The 16,366-nt window shown below is 67.7% G+C and carries 16 protein-coding genes and 1 pseudogene; 4 read left to right on the top strand and 13 right to left on the bottom strand.

Annotation, left to right across the window (positions count from 1 at the left end):
* Window positions 1-38: 38 nt before the first annotated feature.
* The 5 genes from ACSFA2_RS20925 to ACSFA2_RS20905 are packed head-to-tail and all read right to left on the bottom strand — an operon-like array spanning window position 39 to window position 5,225.
* Complete coding sequence (locus ACSFA2_RS20925; RefSeq protein WP_435457256.1) at window positions 39-2,174, bottom strand: TonB-dependent siderophore receptor; 2,136 nt, start codon at window positions 2,172-2,174, stop codon at window positions 39-41.
* Window positions 2,175-2,210: 36 nt separating this feature from the next.
* A complete protein-coding gene (gene thiE / locus ACSFA2_RS20920; RefSeq protein WP_435457255.1) occupies window positions 2,211-3,122 on the bottom strand; it encodes a thiamine phosphate synthase in 912 nt (303 codons plus the stop codon).
* Window positions 3,119-3,937: a thiazole synthase gene (locus ACSFA2_RS20915; RefSeq protein WP_435457254.1), complete on the bottom strand. Its 819-nt coding sequence runs from the start codon at window positions 3,935-3,937 to the stop codon at window positions 3,119-3,121. The genes thiE and ACSFA2_RS20915 overlap by 4 nt, the downstream gene beginning before the upstream one ends.
* Before the next feature lie 5 nt (window positions 3,938-3,942).
* Window positions 3,943-4,140 (bottom strand): sulfur carrier protein ThiS, encoded by a 198-nt coding sequence (thiS, locus tag ACSFA2_RS20910; protein ID WP_435457253.1) that lies wholly within the window; start codon window positions 4,138-4,140, stop codon window positions 3,943-3,945.
* A complete protein-coding gene (locus tag ACSFA2_RS20905) occupies window positions 4,128-5,225 on the bottom strand; it encodes an FAD-dependent oxidoreductase (RefSeq protein ID WP_435457252.1) in 1,098 nt (365 codons plus the stop codon). Before ACSFA2_RS20905 ends, thiS begins: the two co-directional genes overlap by 13 nt.
* Before the next feature lie 47 nt (window positions 5,226-5,272).
* Here ACSFA2_RS20905 and thiD point away from each other — a divergent pair, with 47 nt between their 5' ends.
* The 4 genes from thiD (at window position 5,273) to ACSFA2_RS20885 (ending at window position 9,059) form a co-directional block, all read left to right on the top strand.
* A complete protein-coding gene (gene thiD / locus ACSFA2_RS20900) occupies window positions 5,273-6,130 on the top strand; it encodes a bifunctional hydroxymethylpyrimidine kinase/phosphomethylpyrimidine kinase (protein WP_435457251.1) in 858 nt (285 codons plus the stop codon).
* A 350-nt stretch (window positions 6,131-6,480) separates the two neighbouring features.
* On the top strand, window positions 6,481-7,248 hold the full coding sequence (locus ACSFA2_RS20895; RefSeq protein WP_435457250.1) for a hypothetical protein: 768 nt from the start codon (window positions 6,481-6,483) through the stop codon (window positions 7,246-7,248).
* 13 nt (window positions 7,249-7,261) lie between these two features.
* Complete coding sequence (locus tag ACSFA2_RS20890) at window positions 7,262-7,861, top strand: MltR family transcriptional regulator (RefSeq protein WP_435457249.1); 600 nt, start codon at window positions 7,262-7,264, stop codon at window positions 7,859-7,861.
* Between the two features lie 214 nt (window positions 7,862-8,075).
* The gene (locus tag ACSFA2_RS20885; RefSeq protein ID WP_435457248.1) at window positions 8,076-9,059 is read left to right on the top strand and encodes an NAD(P)H-quinone oxidoreductase; all 984 of its coding nucleotides are present in this window, start codon (window positions 8,076-8,078) and stop codon (window positions 9,057-9,059) included.
* An 8-nt stretch (window positions 9,060-9,067) separates the two neighbouring features.
* Here the strand turns inward: ACSFA2_RS20885 and ACSFA2_RS20880 are convergent, their stop codons facing one another.
* From ACSFA2_RS20880 to ACSFA2_RS20845, 8 genes and pseudogenes are all read right to left on the bottom strand, one after another.
* Window positions 9,068-10,090: an NAD(P)/FAD-dependent oxidoreductase gene (locus ACSFA2_RS20880; protein WP_435457247.1), complete on the bottom strand. Its 1,023-nt coding sequence runs from the start codon at window positions 10,088-10,090 to the stop codon at window positions 9,068-9,070.
* A gap of 8 nt (window positions 10,091-10,098) precedes the next feature.
* Window positions 10,099-10,428, bottom strand: coding sequence for a ferredoxin FdxA (gene fdxA, locus ACSFA2_RS20875; protein WP_435457246.1), 330 nt, complete (start codon window positions 10,426-10,428; stop codon window positions 10,099-10,101).
* A 74-nt stretch (window positions 10,429-10,502) separates the two neighbouring features.
* Window positions 10,503-11,825 (bottom strand): sulfate adenylyltransferase subunit 1, encoded by a 1,323-nt coding sequence (locus ACSFA2_RS20870; RefSeq protein WP_435457245.1) that lies wholly within the window; start codon window positions 11,823-11,825, stop codon window positions 10,503-10,505.
* Window positions 11,825-12,775 (bottom strand): sulfate adenylyltransferase subunit CysD, encoded by a 951-nt coding sequence (gene cysD, locus ACSFA2_RS20865; protein WP_435457244.1) that lies wholly within the window; start codon window positions 12,773-12,775, stop codon window positions 11,825-11,827. The genes ACSFA2_RS20870 and cysD overlap by 1 nt, the downstream gene beginning before the upstream one ends.
* Window positions 12,776-12,785: 10 nt before the next feature.
* A complete protein-coding gene (locus tag ACSFA2_RS20860) occupies window positions 12,786-13,406 on the bottom strand; it encodes a phosphoadenosine phosphosulfate reductase domain-containing protein (RefSeq protein WP_435457243.1) in 621 nt (206 codons plus the stop codon).
* 229 nt (window positions 13,407-13,635) lie between these two features.
* Complete coding sequence (locus tag ACSFA2_RS20855; RefSeq protein WP_435457242.1) at window positions 13,636-14,034, bottom strand: DUF934 domain-containing protein; 399 nt, start codon at window positions 14,032-14,034, stop codon at window positions 13,636-13,638.
* Window positions 14,031-15,824 (bottom strand): nitrite/sulfite reductase, encoded by a 1,794-nt coding sequence (locus ACSFA2_RS20850; RefSeq protein ID WP_435457241.1) that lies wholly within the window; start codon window positions 15,822-15,824, stop codon window positions 14,031-14,033. The genes ACSFA2_RS20855 and ACSFA2_RS20850 overlap by 4 nt, the downstream gene beginning before the upstream one ends.
* A 248-nt stretch (window positions 15,825-16,072) precedes the next feature.
* Window positions 16,073-16,366, bottom strand: a pseudogene (locus ACSFA2_RS20845) (methyl-accepting chemotaxis protein); the annotation flags it as partial.

The following is a 16,366-nucleotide window of genomic DNA, read 5'->3' as shown; positions in this document are numbered from 1 at the left end:
GGCCTTTTGAAGAGGGCGGGTGTCGTGCTGCAGAGTTTTCACAACGCGGCCGTGACGGCGAGTCGCAGTGTTCGCGGCGCACCGGGAAAGAGGTACACGTGACCGTACTGGTAAGGCGATTCTTTCCAGTAACGCTTGTCGGCGATGTTCTCGATGCCGAAGGTCCACCGCGTGGCGACGCCGCTGATCTTGGTGTCGTAGCGCAGCGCCGCATCGAAGCGCGTCCATGAAGGCAAGGTGATCGATCCATCCGGCAGAACATTGCGGCGGCCCTCGTGCGACATCTGGCCTTGCAATTCGAGGCCGGGCACGGCGGCGATGCGGTAGGCGGCCTGCGCCCGCAGCACTTGCCGCGGTACGTTGGTCGGGCGCTGGCCATTGATCGCCGTGTCTTCGCTGCCGCTGCGCTTCGCGTCGATCAAGGTCATGCCGCCCGCGAGGCGCCACGGGCCCTGCGTCCAGTCACCGTTGAGTTCGAGGCCGCGGTGTTCGGCCTGGCCGTCGTACTGGCCGGTACATGACGCACCGGTGTTGTTGCAGGTGTCGACGTTGGTCACCGGTCGCGAGATGTCGAAGAACGCGGCTTGCCAGTTGAACGTTCCCACCGTGCCCTTCAACCCCACTTCGCGTTGCCGCGATGTCAGCGCCGGCAGTGCTTCGCCGGCGTTGCTGTACTGCGAGACCTTGTTCGGCACGACCTGCGACTCCACGCCTTCGCCCCAGCTGGCATAGGCCATGAGCCCCGGCTGCAGCGCGTAGCTGACGGCGACCCAGGGCGTCGTGAGGCCGTCCTTGTAGCCGGTGGGGCGCGACCCGTCGGTGCGCACGCTGTCGCGGTCCAGGCGTGTGTGGCGCACGCCCAGCCATGTGGTGAAGCGGTCGTTCCAGCGGATCGCGTCCTGCACCGACAACTCGGTCGAGCGCTCGTCGCGGTTGGTGTTGGCATCGGTCAGCGCCGGGTCGGCCGGCACGATCGCCGTGCCCCACACGTTGCCGGTGCCCACGTAGTTGTAGGCCTGGTCCTGGAAGCGGTTGCGCACGCGGGTCGCGAGCAGGCCCACCGTCAGGTCGTGCCGCACGCTGCCGGTCATCACGTTGCCCTTGAGGCTGAGGTTGCCCGCGGTCTGCGTGCGGCGCTCGTCCTCGCTGCGGAAGTCGTAGACGTCGAAGGTGCCGTCGGAGCAATAGCGGTCGTAGTTGCCTTCGGCGCCGCAGCCGAAGGCGTAGGCCAGCCGGTCGTCGCTTTTCAGTCGCTGCTGCCCGACCTGCGCGCTCCAGCGCCAGTCGGCGTTGATCGCCTGTGTGAAGCGCAGCGTGCCGGTCAGCCCTTCGAACACCGACGGCTGCGACCAGGGCTGGTTGTTGAGGTTGATGCGCGGGTCGACCGGCGCCGGCAGCGTGTTGCCCAGCAGGCTGAAGCCGTTCTGGCTCGGCTGGCGCTTCTTGCTGTATTCGATCTCGGCCTCGAACACCGAGTCGCGCGTGAGGCGCCAATCGGCCGCCAGCGAAAACAGATGACGCTCGCCGTCGAGCGCATAGGTGCGCGGCTTGAGGTCTTCGGCCGCGACGTTCAATCGGTAGCCGAACTGGCGGTCCTCGCCGAAGCGCCCGCCCAGGTCGACCGCACCGAGCACGCTGCCGCGGCCCGACACCTCGGTGCGCACCTCGCGCAGGTCCTGCTCGGTCGGCCGCTTCACGACGTAGTTGACCAGGCCGCCCGGCGCGCTGGTGCCAGCCTGGATGCCGCTGGTGCCGCGCAGGATCTCGATGCGCTCCTTGTTGTCGAGCGGGATCGCCGTCTCGGCGCTGATCGGCAGGCCCTCGCGGCGGTAGTTGAAGCGGTTGTCCAGCACGAAGCCGCGCACCGTCAGGTAGTCCCAGTAGCCGGCCGAGTTGTACGCGTCGGTCACCGACGGGTCGAACTGCGTGAGGTCGGCGAGTCGACGCGCGCCGCTGGCCTGCAGTTGCTGGCTGTCGATCACGGTGGCGGAGATCGGCACGTCTTTGAGCGGCAGGTCGCCGAAGCCGCTGATGTCGGCCTGCGGCGGGGTGCTGCGCGCATCCACGGTGACGGACGGCAGCGTGGCCTCCTGCGCGTGCGCGGCGGCACCGGTCATCGAGAGCAGGGCGGCCGCAACGGCGAGGGCGATGGAAGTGGGACGAGGGGTATGCATGGCGTGTTGGGAGGCGGGGAAAGAAGTCATCGGGATTCAGTGCGCAGCGGCGATGGCAACGCTCAGTCGCGCGGCCGTCGCTTCGGGGTCGTCGGCGGCGATCAGCGCACGCACCATCGCGACCGAGCCGACGCCGGTCGCGAGCACGGCCGGCAGCCGCTCGGCATCGATGCCACCGATGGCGACCTGTGGGTAGCCGCGCAGCAGTCGCGCGTAAGCGTGAAGTCGGGCGATGCCTTGCGGCGCCGTTGTCATCTGCTTGAGCGTGGTCGGGAAGACGGCGCCCATCGCGATGTAGCTCGGGCTCATCGTGTCGGCACGCACCATCTCCGCATAGCCGTGCGTGCTGACGCCCAGCCGCAGGCCTGCCGCGCGAATGCGTCGCAGGTCGTTGGATGCGAGCGCGTCGAGGTCTTCCTGCCCGAGGTGCACGCCATAGGCGCGGGCGGCGATCGCGGCCTGCCAGTGGTCGTTGATGAAGAGCCGTGCGCCGGTGCTTTGTACGGCCTGCACGGCAGCGGCGACTTCGCGGTCGATGGCGTGGGCGTCGGTCGACTTGAAGCGAAGTTGCACCGTCGGCACGCCGGCGCGCGCCATGCGGCCGACCCATGCGGCGTCGGGCAGTACGGCGTAAAGGCCAAGGCGTGCAGGGCAGGGCGCGAAGGCATCGCTGCGCGTACCGGGCGGGAAGGCGCCCATGCCGAAATCGGGGGGCGAATCGGGCCAGGTCTGGGCGTCGAAGCGCCCGGTGCGCACGGTCTGCGCATGCCAGGCGCAGGCCAGGCATTCGGCATCGGCGTCAATGAAGCCGAGCGCCATGCAGGCCTGTTTGGCGGCGCGGTAGACCGGGTGCGCGGAGCGGAATTGCACCGGTGGTGGCGCGACCGTGCCGAAGCGCCCGGCATGCGCGGCGACGATCTCGGCGGCGTGGGGGGTCATGTCGTTCATGCGGTGTCGTGGTGCCAGAAGGGCGTGCCGAGGACCGGCGTGCTGGGTTGCGCGGAGGCCTGTGCGGCCATCGCGCCCGCGCGGTGCGCGCTGCGGCCGGCCTGCACCGCGTCGGCGAAGGCACCGGCCATCGAGACAGGGTCCTGCGCCAGCGCAACGGCGGTGTTGAGCAGCACGCCGTCATAGCCCCACTCCATCACCTGGCAGGCGTGCGAGGGCAGGCCGAGGCCGGCGTCGACCAGCAATGGCACGTCGAGCCGTTCGCGCAGCAACTGCAGCGCGTAGGGGTTGATCGGCCCCCGGCCGGTGCCGATCGGTGCAGCCCAGGGCATGACGGCCTGGCAACCGACGTCGACCAGGCGCTGGCACAGCACCAGGTCGTCGGTGCAGTAGGGCAGCACCTGGAAGCCGTCGCGGATGAGCCGGGCGGCGGCGTCGACCAGGTTCAGCGTGTCGGGCTGCAGCGTGTAGTCGTCGCCGATGAGCTCAAGCTTGATCCATGGGGTGTCGAACAGCTCACGCGCCATCTGTGCGGTCGCGATGACTTCCTGCACGCCGTGGCAGCCGGCGGTGTTGGGCAACACCGGCACGCCGAGTTGCCTGAGCAGGTGCCAGAAGCCGTTGTCCTCATGGCCGCCCGTGCCGGTCACGGCCGTCTGCCGGCGCAGCGATGCGGTGAGCATGGCCGGCCGCGCGCGCCGCACCGCGGCCTCGAGCACGTCGGGCGAGGGATAGCGCGCCGTGCCCAGCAGCAGGCGGCTGGGGAAGGTCTGGCCGTACAGGACCAGCGGGTCGAGGGATGGCGTTGCGTGCATGGGGTCTAGCCTCCGGTCACCGGGCGAATGACCTCGAGCCGGTCGTCGTTCTTCAGCGCGTGCGCGGCGTAGGCCGAGCGCGGCACGAATGCGCGGTTCACCGCCACCGCATAGGGCGGCAGCGCGTTCATCGCGGCCAGCGCATCGGCCACCGTGGCCGGCTCAGGCAAGGCGTGCGGGATGTCGTTGATCAGCACGTGCATGCCATGGCCTCCATCGGCAGGTCGAAGGTCTCGGCCAGCGCCGAGTGCCCGGTGGCCAGGAGGTCCATCGCCATGTCCAGCATCGCAGGCGCGACCATGAAACCGTGTCGGTACAGGCCGTTGATCTGCAGCACGCGCGGCCGCGGTTGGCGCAGGGCCGGCAGGTTGTCGGGCAGCGTCGGCCGGCACTGCGTCGCGATCTCCAGGATGCGTGCTTCGGCGAAGCCGCTGTGCACCGCATAGGCCGCGCTCAGCAGTTCGAGCGTCGAGCGCACGCTGGCCGGCGACAGGTCGGCCGATTCGATCTCGGTGGCGCCGATGACGAACACGCCCCCGGGCTTGGGCGCGATGTAGAGCGGGTAGCGCGGGTGCACCAGCCGCACCGGCCGCGTGAGGGCGACCTCGGGCGCGTGCACCCGGATCACTTCGCCGCGCACGCCACGCAGCGATGGCCATTGACTGCGGGCGCCCAGGCCCCGGCAGTCGATCACGCGTTCGTTCGGCGCGGGCGCAAAGTCATCGAGCGCGCGGGGGCTGTGCCAGTGCATGCGCACGTTCGGCATCGCTTCCAATGCAGTGCGCAGCGCATCGAGCAGCGCGCGGTTGTCAAGCTGGCCTTCGTCCGGCAGGAACAGGCCCTGCGCGAAGCGGGTGCCCAGCGACGGTTCCAACGCCGTGATGCGATCGGCGTCGACGCGCTGCATCGTCGGCAGTGCGGGCACCTGCTCGCCGGTGCGTTCGAGCACCCGCGCCAGGCGCGCCGCTTCGGCCGCGTCCTGCCGGTGCCACAGCACCAGCGTGCCTTCGCGCTGGAAAAAGACCGGCGTGTCGAGCGACTGCAGCAGCGCGGGCCAGCGTGCGAGGGCGTGATGGCCCATGCGCACCACCGACGCGGGTGCCACGGCGGATTCGGCCAGCGGCGCGAGCATCGCGGCGGCCACGCGCGCGGCGGCGCTCTCGGCCTCCGGGCCGGCTGCGTCGAACACCACGACCTGGCACCCGGCGCGCGCCAGGCCGAGCGCCATCAGGCGGCCCATCAGTCCGGCGCCGAGCACAGTCGCCGCTTCGAAGGGCAGGGTGCTCATCGCGTCGTCGCGACGGCGCATCGCACCCATCGCCCATAATTTTCGAGATGACGAACCTGCCCGCCACCAACTCGCCGCCGATGCAGCGTTATGCCCGCGTGCTCTCCATTGCCGGCTCCGACAGCGGTGGCGGCGCCGGCATCCAGGCCGACCTCAAGACCTTCGCGGCACTCGGCTGCTACGGCATGACGGCGATCACCGCGCTCACCGCGCAGAACACGCGTGGCGTCACCGGCATCTACGCCGTGCCGCCCGCGTTCCTCAAGGCGCAGATCGAGGCGGTGGTGGACGACATCGGCGTCGACGCGGTCAAGCTCGGCATGCTGCCGACGCCCGAGAGCGTCGAGGTCGTCGCCTGGGCCATCGACCGCTACCGCCTGCCGAACGTCGTGCTCGACCCGGTGATGGTCGCGACCAGCGGCGCCCGCTTGATCGCATCGGAGACCGTGGCCCTGATGGTGAAGCTGCTGTTCCCGCGCGCCGTGCTGGTGACCCCGAACCTCGATGAGGCGGCATGGCTGATCGGTCACGGCATCGGCGACATCGATGCGCTCGACAGTGCGGTCGACGACCTGCTGGCGCAGGGCATGCGCGGCGTGCTGCTCAAGGGCGGACATCTGCCGGGCGACGACCTGGTCGACCTGCTCGGGCAGCCGGGCGGGGTGCGCCAGCCCTACGCCTCGGCACGCATCGCCAGCCGCCACCTGCACGGCACCGGCTGCACGCTGTCGTCGGCCATCGCCGCGCATCTCGCGCTCGGCCACGCGATGCCCGAGGCCGTCGGCCTGGCGCGCCGCTACGTGCTCGGCGCGATCGCCGCTGGCGCCAGCGTGCAGACCGGCGAGGGGCACGGCCCGCTCAACCACGGCTTCGCGCCGGTGCCGATGCATCGGCTGCCGCAGTGATCATGTGTGCCATCCATTTGCTCCATGCAAAGTGTTTGGCAGGTGGGCATGGCCCGAAAGCACAAGCGACGCGACCGGCGTGCGGTGCGGCATTGCGGCGTGTCGGGCCGGCTTCCCTGCGCGAGGATTACCTCGGGCCATCTAAGTAAAACGTAGATGGCGCATTCAGGTTCAAAGGGACTTTCTCAGCCGGACCGAAATTCGGACCAGCACCCCTAGCGAGCGGTGATTGTAGTTCGAGCGCCGGCCCTCGCGCGACGGCTTCGCGATGGGCGCACGCTCTACTCGACCTTCCGAGAGCGAGCACGTATCCTGTAACAAATTCCGCGACGCGCGAGAGGAGAGAGAAGATGAATGCCCCCTTCTACGGCGATTGGACGTTTTGGGCTTTTGCTTCGTCAATGTTGGCAATAGTCTTGTCCCAGGCTCCACCGATAGCAAAATGGTTCGGGAAGCCAAAATTGGTGGTTGACTATCCGCCTCAGATGAGAATCACGCACGCGGCCGGTTTCGCGACGGTCGGGTTAGTGCTCAACATCCGTAACACCGGCAGCAAGTCTGCGCGCGTCAGTTCTCTTGCGATCAAACTTCGCAGAGACGGAGTCGATTTTTTAGAAGTGCCCTTTACTGAGTTTTATCCCGACCACCGGGTCGCGCAAACGCAGATTTTGATGCCATTCACAATTCAGGCTGGAGGTGAATACTCCATGAGTTTGAACGCCTACGAGAAACTTGAGAGAGACGAGGACAGAAGGATCTCTCAACTAGCTTCTCGAGTGCGCCTGGACATCGGAAAGAAGGCGGAAGCTGCTCAGGCAAAGAGTCAACGAGAGGGGAAGCCGCAGGAGCTTGTACTCCTCGATCAAGGGTTGCTCGAAGAGGCAATGTCCATCTTCAAGAGCCGTTTTCGCTGGAAGGCTGGAAATTACGATGTGGAGATGTTGGTGCGTAACGATGAGGGTGCGGAATTGAAGCAGCAGCGGGTAGTCTTCACGCTATGGGAGCCTGACGAACTTGAATTGAGAGCCCTGGCTGATGATTACCAGTACGGCTTCGGCATCGGCATCGGCAGCGAGCGCCATGGGAACGGTGTTTTCGTTTCTCTGCGCAAAAGCTAGCTCTTCAGTAGCCATGGACACAAACGAAGAATTTGAAGCTCGGTATAGTGATGAGCGGCATGAGCGGCATGAGCGGCATGAGCGCCGAGTGCACGAGCTTTTCGGCGAGATGGAGTCGGAGTCAGACCGCGGCTGCATTCTTGTAGGCGCGAGCGCTATAGACGATGTACTCCGGGCCCTCCTGTTCCATAGGCTTGCTCGTGATGAACATGTCGCGAGAGTGGCCGCTGATCCGCTGTTCGCCGGTATGGGCCCGTTGTCGACGTTCTCTTCGCGAATCAAGCTCGTGTATGCGCTCGATCTAATTCCTCGATGGATGTTCGACGACTTGGAGAGAATCCGCAAAGTCAGAAACAAGGCTGCCCATGAGGTGTCCGCCAAGACCTTTGAATCCAATGAAGTTGTTCAGTTGACCTCTCAGCTGCATGCGAATGCTGATTTCGAAGCTCGCGCGTCTGGTGACGAACCGAACATTCTCCAAGACCGCCCGCAAGCGTCAGGAAGCAGGGCGCGTGCACTGCTTGAGCGTGAACGGTTCACCGATGCCGTCACGTACATCGCGGGCTGGTTGGACGGCCGCCTCGAAGCGGGCAAGGCATCCCGTGGCGTTTGAGGTGCGGCGACTCGCGAGCAGCCAACCCTGAGTGATGCTTACCTCAATCAGGTTCAAAGGGACTCTCTCAGCCATTGCACTCGCGTGCGCCGGCACCCCTAGCGGATTGCTGCGCGGGTTGCGCGCAGCGGGGGTGATTCTAGTCACACGGGCGCGCGTCGCCTGTCCCGGATAGGCTCACGCGCCTGTTCCGACAATTTCTCCTGATACCCGCATGAAAGCCATCACCTTCGAAGACTTCGGCACGGCCGACGTTCTGCAACTGACCGATGTTCCCGAGCCCGTGCTCCGCCCTGACGACCTGCTGGTGCGCAACCGCGCGGTGGGGGTCAACCGCGCCGACCTGAACCAGCGCCGTGGCGCCTATGGCCGCGCCGACTTCGGCGATTCGACGCTGATGGGTCTCGAGATCGCCGGCGAGGTGATCGCGATGGGGGCGAACGTGGCCGGCTTTGCGCTGGGCGACCGCGTGATGGGCATCGTGGGCGGCGGCGCCTACGCCGAGATCGCGCGCATCGACCATCGCATGGCGGTGCACGTGCCGTATGGCCTCGACGATGTGCAGGCGGCCGCCGTGCCGGAGGTGTTCGTGACCGCGCACGAGGCCCTGGTGCACCTGGGCCGGCTCGAGGCCGGCGAGCGCGTGCTGATCCACGCGGCGGCGGGTGGCGTCGGCTCGGCCGCCGTGCAGCTCGCCCATGCGATCGGCGCCCAGGTCTTCGCGAGCGCGAGCGGCGACAAGCTCGATCGTGTGCGCGCCCTCGGCGCCGACGTCGGCATCGACCACCGCGCGCAGGACTTCGCCGAGGTCGTCGCGGCCGAGACCGGCGGGCGCGGCGTCGATGTCGTCATCGACTTCATCGGCGCTCCTTACTTCGAACGCAACGTGCGCGCGTTGGCCGATGGCGGCCGGCTGGTGCAGGTGGGCGTGATGGGCGGCACGGCGGGCGCGAGCATGCCGATCGACCGGTTGCTCTTCGGCCATCTGCAGATCATGGGCACGGTGATGAAGTCGCGGACGCCGGCTGTGAAGCAGGCGATGACGCGGCGCTTCGCGCAGCGCTGGCTGGCGCAGTTCGGCGCGGGTGCGCTGCGGCCGGTGATCGACACGGTGCTGCCGCTGGCGCAGGCCGCCGAAGCACACCGGCGCATGGAGTCCGGCCTCAGCGTCGGGAAGATCGTGCTGTCGGTGCCTTAGCCTCGCACTTAAGCACCCACGCCCAGCAGCTGGTGCAGGCGCGTGCTGGTCGTCGTGTACTGCAGGTGGATCGCCTTGCCGGGGAACACCAGGGCGGCGGCGCCCCAGGCGGCCAGCGTGGCCTCGTGGAAGCCGCAGACGATGAGCTTCTTCTTGCCCGGGTAGGTGTTGATGTCGCCAACCGCGAAGACGCCGGGGGCGCGCGTTTCGAACTTCTCGGTGTCGACCGGCACCTGCTTGCGCTCCAGGTCGAGGCCCCAGTCGGCGATGGGGCCGAGGCGCGGCGAGATGCCCAGGCAGGCGATGAAGGCGTCGATCGGACGCGACACGATGCGCGTGTCGGGCAGCGTCACTTCCAGCTCGCTGCCGTCGAATCCCGACGGCTGGCCGACGACGAAGCCCAGCGTGCCGTCCGCGACGTGCGCACGCAGGGCCGCGACCTTGGCCGGATCGGCCTGGAAGCCGTCGCGTCGGTGCAGCAGCGTCACATGGGCGGCCTGGCCGACCAGCGCCAGGGCGGTGTCCAGCGCGGCGTCGTCGCCGCCGTTCACCACGACCGTCTGGCCGACGAAGCGGTCGAGGTCGTCGGGGTGATAGAAAAGCTTCGAACCCTCGAAGGCCTCGATGCCCTCGACCGTGACGCGGCGCGGCACGAAAGCGCCCACGCCCGCGGCGATGAAGACGGTCTTGGCGACGAATTCGCTGCCGCGGTCGGTGCCCAGGCGCCAGCGGCCATCGGCCTCGCGCACGAGCGTCTCGATGCGCTCGCCCAGGTGCATCACCGGCTTGAACGGCGCCACCTGCGCCAGCAAGGCGTCCGCCAGGCCGCGGCCGGTGGTGGCCGGTGTGCCGGGGATGTCGTAGAGGGGTTTGTCGCCGTACAGCTCGACGCACTGGCCGCCCGCGTGGGGCAGGGCGTCGACGATGTGGCAGGAGATCTCGAGCAGGCCGAGCTGGAAGGCCTGGAACAGCCCGACCGGCCCGGCGCCGATGATCAGCGCGTCGGTCTCGATCGGTGGGCGCGCCGACATCGGAGGGCTTACTTCACCAGTTCCGAGATCTTGTTGGGCTTGTCTTTCCAGTCGTCGGCGTCCGGCAGGGGCGCCTTGCGCTTGGTGATGCTCTTCCAGCCGTCGGCCAGCGCGAGTTCGGCGTTGAGCTTGATGAAGGCGAGCTGGTCGGCCGGCAGGTCTTCTTCCGCGAAGATGGCGTTGGCCGGGCATTCGGGGATGCAAACGGCGCAGTCGATGCATTCGTCCGGATCGATCACCAGCATGTTGGGACCTTCGCGGAAGCAGTCCACGGGGCACACGTCGACGCAATCGGTGTATTTGCAGCGGATGCAGTTTTCGGAAACGACGTGTGTCATGAGAGTCTGTGCCGGCGGTTCTCGGCGTAGTGAAATCGGGGGAAACCCCGCATTTTAAGGGCTCGCGAAAAGCGTCAGGCGGCGGCCGGACGAACCAGCACCGCGGCCGCGGTCTTGTGGGTGGCGGTGTCGACCAGCACCAGCGAGCCCAGCGTGCGCGAGCGCGTGAAGGGCAGCACGGCCAGCGGCTGCTGCAGCGCCAGCACCACGTCGCCGATGGCGTTGGCCTCCAGCTGGGTGGCCGGCCTGGCTTCGAGCGTGGCGATGTCGACCCGGTCGACGATTCGCGCGACCTTGGCCTTGACCCAGCGGTGGCCCTGCAGCGCCCAGTAGATGCGGCCCGGCACCAGCGGTTCGTCGTCGAGCCAGGCGACCGTGGCCGTGATCTCGCGCACCGGCGTGAAGGCGTCGGGCGCCAGCAACCAGTCGCCGCGCGAGACGTCGAGTTCGCGGTCGAGCACGATGCCCGCGCTGTGGCCGGCATGCACCGTCTTCGGCTGGCGCGTGTGGCCCAGCACCTGAGCCACCGTCGCCGTTTGCCCGCTGGGCATGACGGTGACTTGCTGGCCCGGTTCGACATGGCCGCTGGCGACGCGGCCCCAGAACACGCGGCGGCCCTGCGAGGTGTCGGCAGATGAAGAGAACTTCTCCACCCACTGCACCGGGAAGGCGAAGGGCACGTCTTCGTCCTGCGCCGTGACCGGCAGGCCTTCGAGCAGGTCCAGCAGGGCCGGACCGGTGTAGCCGCACCAGCCTTCGTGTGCCGACACCACGTTCCAGCCCTTGAGTGCAGAGATCGGGACGATGGCGGCGACCTGCACGCCCGCGCTCGCAGCGAAGGCGTTCAGCGCGTTCGAGATGCGCTCGAAGGCCAGCTCGGCGTCGGTGATGGCGTCGAGCTTGTTGACCGCGAACACGATCGACTGCACGCGCAGCAGATGGCACAGCAGCGCGTGGCGGCGCGTCTGCGCGAGCAGTTCGCCCTTGACGACTTCGCCGTCGGTCACCTCGGCCGCCCAGCCCAGCTTGGTCGCGTCGACCAGCACGACAGCGGCGTCGGCGCTCGACGCGGCCGTGACCATGTTGCGGGTGTACTGCTCGTGGCCCGGCGCGTCGCCGATGATGAACTTGCGCTTGGCGGTCGCGAAGTAGCGGTAGGCCACGTCGATGGTGATGCCCTGCTCGCGCTCGGCCGAGAGGCCGTCGGTCAGCAGCGCCAGGTCGGTCTCCCCGCCGCGCTGCACGCCGGCCAGTTGGTCCTGCAGCACGGTCTTGCTGTCGACCAGCAGGCGTCCGATGAGCGTGCTCTTGCCGTCGTCGACCGAGCCGCAGGTGATGAAACGCAGGGCGGCACCGGTGTCGGCGGCAATGTTGGATTCGAGGGTGGTGGCGGTCATCAGAAGTACCCGTCTTTCTTGCGCTTCTCCATCGAAGCTTCCGACGTCATGTCGTCCATGCGCGTGGCGCCGCGCTCGCTCACGTCGACGCTGAGCGTCTCCAGCACCACGTCGCCGGCATCGGCCGCGAGGCTGGCGACCGGGCAGGTCGTCGTGATGTCGCCGACGGTGCGAAAGCGCACGTCGCGCGTCTGCACCGTTTCGCCATCGCGCGACGGGGTGAGCGGCGTCACCGGCACCAGCAGGCCGCGGCGCTCGACCACTTCCCGCTTGTGCGTGTAGTAGATCGACGGCAGCGCGACGTTCTCGCGCTCGATGTACTGCCACACGTCGAGCTCGGTCCAGTTCGAGATCGGGAACACGCGGAAATGCTCGCCCGGTGCCAGGCGCGTGTTGAACAGCGTCCAGAGTTCGGGGCGCTGATCTTTCGGCTGCCATTGGCCGAAGGCGTCGCGGTGCGAAAAGATGCGTTCCTTGGCGCGCGCTTTTTCCTCATCGCGGCGGGCGCCGCCGATCAGCGCGTCGAAGCGGAATTCCTCGATGGCCTCGAGCAGCGTGACCGACTGGTGCGCGTTGCGTGATTCGCCCGGGTGCGCCAGCCGCACGGTGCCGCGCGCCATCGAATCCTCGACGCTGCGCACGATCAGTTCGGCGCCCAGTTCCTTGGCGCGGAAATCGCGGAAGTCGGTCACTTCGGGGAAGTTGTGGCCGGTGTCGATCATCAGCAGCGGATACGGAATACGCCCTGCGCCGAAGGCCTTCTCGGCGCACTTGAGCAGCACCAGCGAGTCCTTGCCGCCCGAGAACAGCAGCGTCGGGCGCTCGAAGGCGGCGGCGACTTCGCGCAGGATGAAGATGGCTTCTTCCTCGAGCGCGTCGAGGTGCGTGTTGGACAGTTGCGCGGGAGAGTGCATCGGTTGCAGCCGTTCGGAGTCGGTGCGGGCGTTCATCGGAAGGTCCTCAGTGCGAGAGATGCAAGCCGCATTCGCGGTTGTCTTCGCCCTTGGTCGGGTCCACGTAGTCGAAGTTGTTGGGCAGGCCGTGCGCTTCGCAGTATTCGTAGAGGTCTTTCGACGACCAGTGCAGCAGCGGCGCGACCTTGATCAGGCCGTCGGGGTTGATGCTGACCGGGTCCATCTGCGCACGCACGGCGGTGTCGGTGGCACGCAGCGCGGTGAACCACACCTTCGGCGCCGTCTCGCGCAACGCGCGGGCGAAGGGCTCCAGCTTCACCTCTTCGGTGAAGGCGGCGTGGCGCGGGTCGTCGAGTGCCGGCGTGGGGCCATCGACCGCTTCGCGGTGCGCCCGAGAGCGGCGCGGCAGGTAGATGTGCAGGTCCAGCCCGAGCTGCTTCGTCACTTCGTCGGCGAAGCGGTAGGTGGCCTCGGTGTTGTAGCCGTTGTCCATCCAGACCACCGGCACGTCGCGCTTCGCACGCGTGACCATGTGCAGGATCACGGCCTCGAAGGGGCGGAAGTTGGTCGTGATGATCGCGGGCTGGCCGAGGCCGATGGCCCAGTCGACCAGGCCGCTGGCGTTGCGGCCCAGTTCGGTGTTGACGTGTGCGAGATCGATGCGCATGGGACAAAAGTTTTCGTGAGAGCCCGAACTGTAGGGAGAGCCCTTATGGAAGCAAACGATCTTTTAGTTCGCGCTTTATGCGGATAAGCAAATGCACCCCTGTTCATGCGGGTTGCGGGGCGATTCGGGCGTCAACCTGGATATGAGCTGTCACCGGGTCACGCATCGAACGCGCGAAAAAAAGCCGCGCACGAAGCGCGGCCTGGGTGTGCTCACCGAGGGAGCCGCGTCAGGCGGATTCGCGCTTGAAGATCGGGTCGGCCGTCACCGCGTCGCCCTGGTAGAAGGCCGCGAAGCGATCGAACTGGCGCTGGGCCGCCGAGGCGTCGACGCCTTCGCGCAGCACGGCGCTGGAAAAGCCCATGCGCTGCATCTGCACCAGCTGGTCGATCAGCACGTCGCCGGTGGCCCGGATCTCGCCCTGGAAACCCATGCGCCGGCGCAGCAGGAAGGCCTGGCTGTAGGCCCGGCCGTCGGTGAACTTCGGGAAGTGCAGGTCGATGCGGTCGATGTCCTGCAGGCACACGGCGATGGCGAGCGGGTCGGCATCGTTCGCCAGCTGCAGCACCTTCGGGTCGCCGTCGTCGACGTGGTCTTCGGCGGCCACGAGCTTCAGCGTCTTGTTCATGCGGCCACCTCTTCGGCCTTGGAGCGTGCACCGTTGGCGGCGGCCTTGAAGGGGTCGGGCCCGACCCGGCGCAGCGTGTCGATGAAGGTCTCGCGCTTCCCGTCGACGATCTGGCGGGTGTCGCGGTAGGTCGTGAGCACGGCCTCGATCACCTCCGGCACTTCGGCCGCGGTGAACGATGGGCCGACGGCCTTGCCGGCCAGCGGCGCGCCGCTGAGGTCGGAGCCGTCCGAGCCGCCGAGCGACACCTGGTACCACTCCTTGCCGTCCTTGTCGACGCCCAGGATGCCGATGTGGCCGCTGTGGTGGTGGCCGCAGCTGTTGATGCAGCCGCTGATGTGCAGGTCGATTTCGCCCAGGTCGTCGAGCTCGTCCAGGTCCTGGTAGCGCTCGGTGATCGCTTCGGCGATGGGAATGGACCGCGCGTTGGCCAGGTCGCAGAAGTCGCCGCCGGGGCAGGCGATCATGTCGGTCAGCAGGCGCACGTTGGCGCTCGCGAAGCCGGCCTCGCGGGCGGCCAGCCACAGCGCGTGCAGGTCTTCGGCGTGCACCCAGGGCAGCAGCAGGTTCTGGTCGTGCGTCACGCGCGCCTCGCCGGCGCTGAAGCGCTCGGCCAGGCGCGCGGCCGTGTCGAGCTGGTCGGCCGTGGCATCGCCCGGCGCCTGCTTCAGGCGCTTGAACGACAGCGTGACGGCACGCAGCGCGGGGTTCTGGTGCGGTGCCACATTGCGCGCCAGCCAGCGCGCGAACATCACGTCGTCGGCGGCATGTTTCTGCAGCGCGGCTTCCGTGACGTCGGCCGCCTGCAGCACGCGGGTGGCAAGCGTCGGCGGCACGAAGGATGCGACCACGCGGTCGAACTCGGCCTGCGTGATGGTGTGCGGGGCGCCGTCGTGCGTGATGATCTGCTGGTACTCGGCCTCGACGTCGTCGATGTAGCGCTGGCCTTCGGCCTTCACCAGGATCTTGATGCGCGCCTTGTAGATGTTGTCGCGGCGGCCGTAGCGGTTGTAGACCCGCACCACGGCTTCCAGGTAATTCATGATCTGGTGCCACGGCAGGAACTCGCGCAGCACGGTGCCGATGATCGGCGTGCGGCCCATGCCGCCGCCCACCTGTACGCGGAAGCCGAGCTCGCCGGCCTCGTTCTTCAGCAGATGCAGACCGACGTCGTGCCAGCCGGTGGCGGCGCGGTCTTCGGCGGCGCCGGTGATCGCGATCTTGAACTTGCGCGGCAGGAAGGCGAATTCGGGGTGCAGCGTGCTCCATTGCCGCATGATCTCGGCGAAGGGGCGCGGGTCGGCGATCTCGTCGTGCGCAACGCCGGCGCGCTCGTCACTGGTGATGTTGCGGATGCAGTTGCCGCTGGTCTGGATGCCGTGCATGTCGACCGTGGCGAGCAGGTCCATCACGTCGGCGCTCTTGGCCAGCGGGATCCAGTTGAACTGGACGTTCTGGCGCGTCGTGAAGTGGCCGTAGTGGGTCGGCAGGTGCTTGGTTCCGAGTACGGCCTGCTTCTCGGTGGCGCGGCGATACACCTCGGCTTCGGGCTCGTCGTACTCGCGGGCGATGCGGGCCAGCACGCGCAACTGGCGGCTCGACAGTTCGCCGTAGGGCACGGCCACGCGCAGCATCGGTGCGTAGCGTTGCACGTACCAGCCGTTCTGCAGGCGCAGCGGCTTGAATTCGTCCTCGGCGAGCCGGCCGGCTTGCCAGCGTTCGAGCTGGTCACGGAACTGCGCCGCGCGCTGGCGCACGAACTGGCGATCGAAGTCTGTGTATTGGTACATCGTGTGTGGATCTTGACGCGCGGTGCATTCGGCACCGCCCGGAGGGCATCGACTTTAGAAGTCGCGCTCAGGGAAACCAACTATTTTTTGGTTCGCGCATTATGCGGATAAGCATATTCACCAGTGGCCATGCGGGTTGGCGGCCGATTCCAGGCCATGTCGGGATAAGGGCGTCGGGCCTTTGACGGGCGCGCTGAAAAAAAAAACCGGCGCGGAGCCGGCTTTCGGTGACAGAGGACGCGCTCAGGTCAGAAAGACTCCCAGTCGCTGCTGCCCGCAGCAACCGCCACGTCACGCGTCGCGGTCGTTTCGCGTTTGCGCGGCGCCGCGGTAGCGCGCGGCGCCGCCGCCTTGGCGGCGAGGGCGGGGCGACGCAGCGGCGCGCTCCTGCCGCTGCCGCTCTCCAGCGTGAACACGCTGACGACCTGCGACAGGCTGCCGGCCTGCTCCTGCAGCGAGCCGGCCGCTGCGGCGGCTTCTTCCACCAGCGCCGCGTTCTGCTGCGTGACCTGGTCCATCTGGCTGATGGCCTGGTTGATCTG

It is taken from the genome of Variovorax cryoconiti, from assembly GCF_051216395.1.
Classification (GTDB): Bacteria; Pseudomonadota; Gammaproteobacteria; order Burkholderiales; family Burkholderiaceae_C; genus Variovorax.
This window is presented reverse-complemented; position numbering and strand designations above follow the sequence as displayed.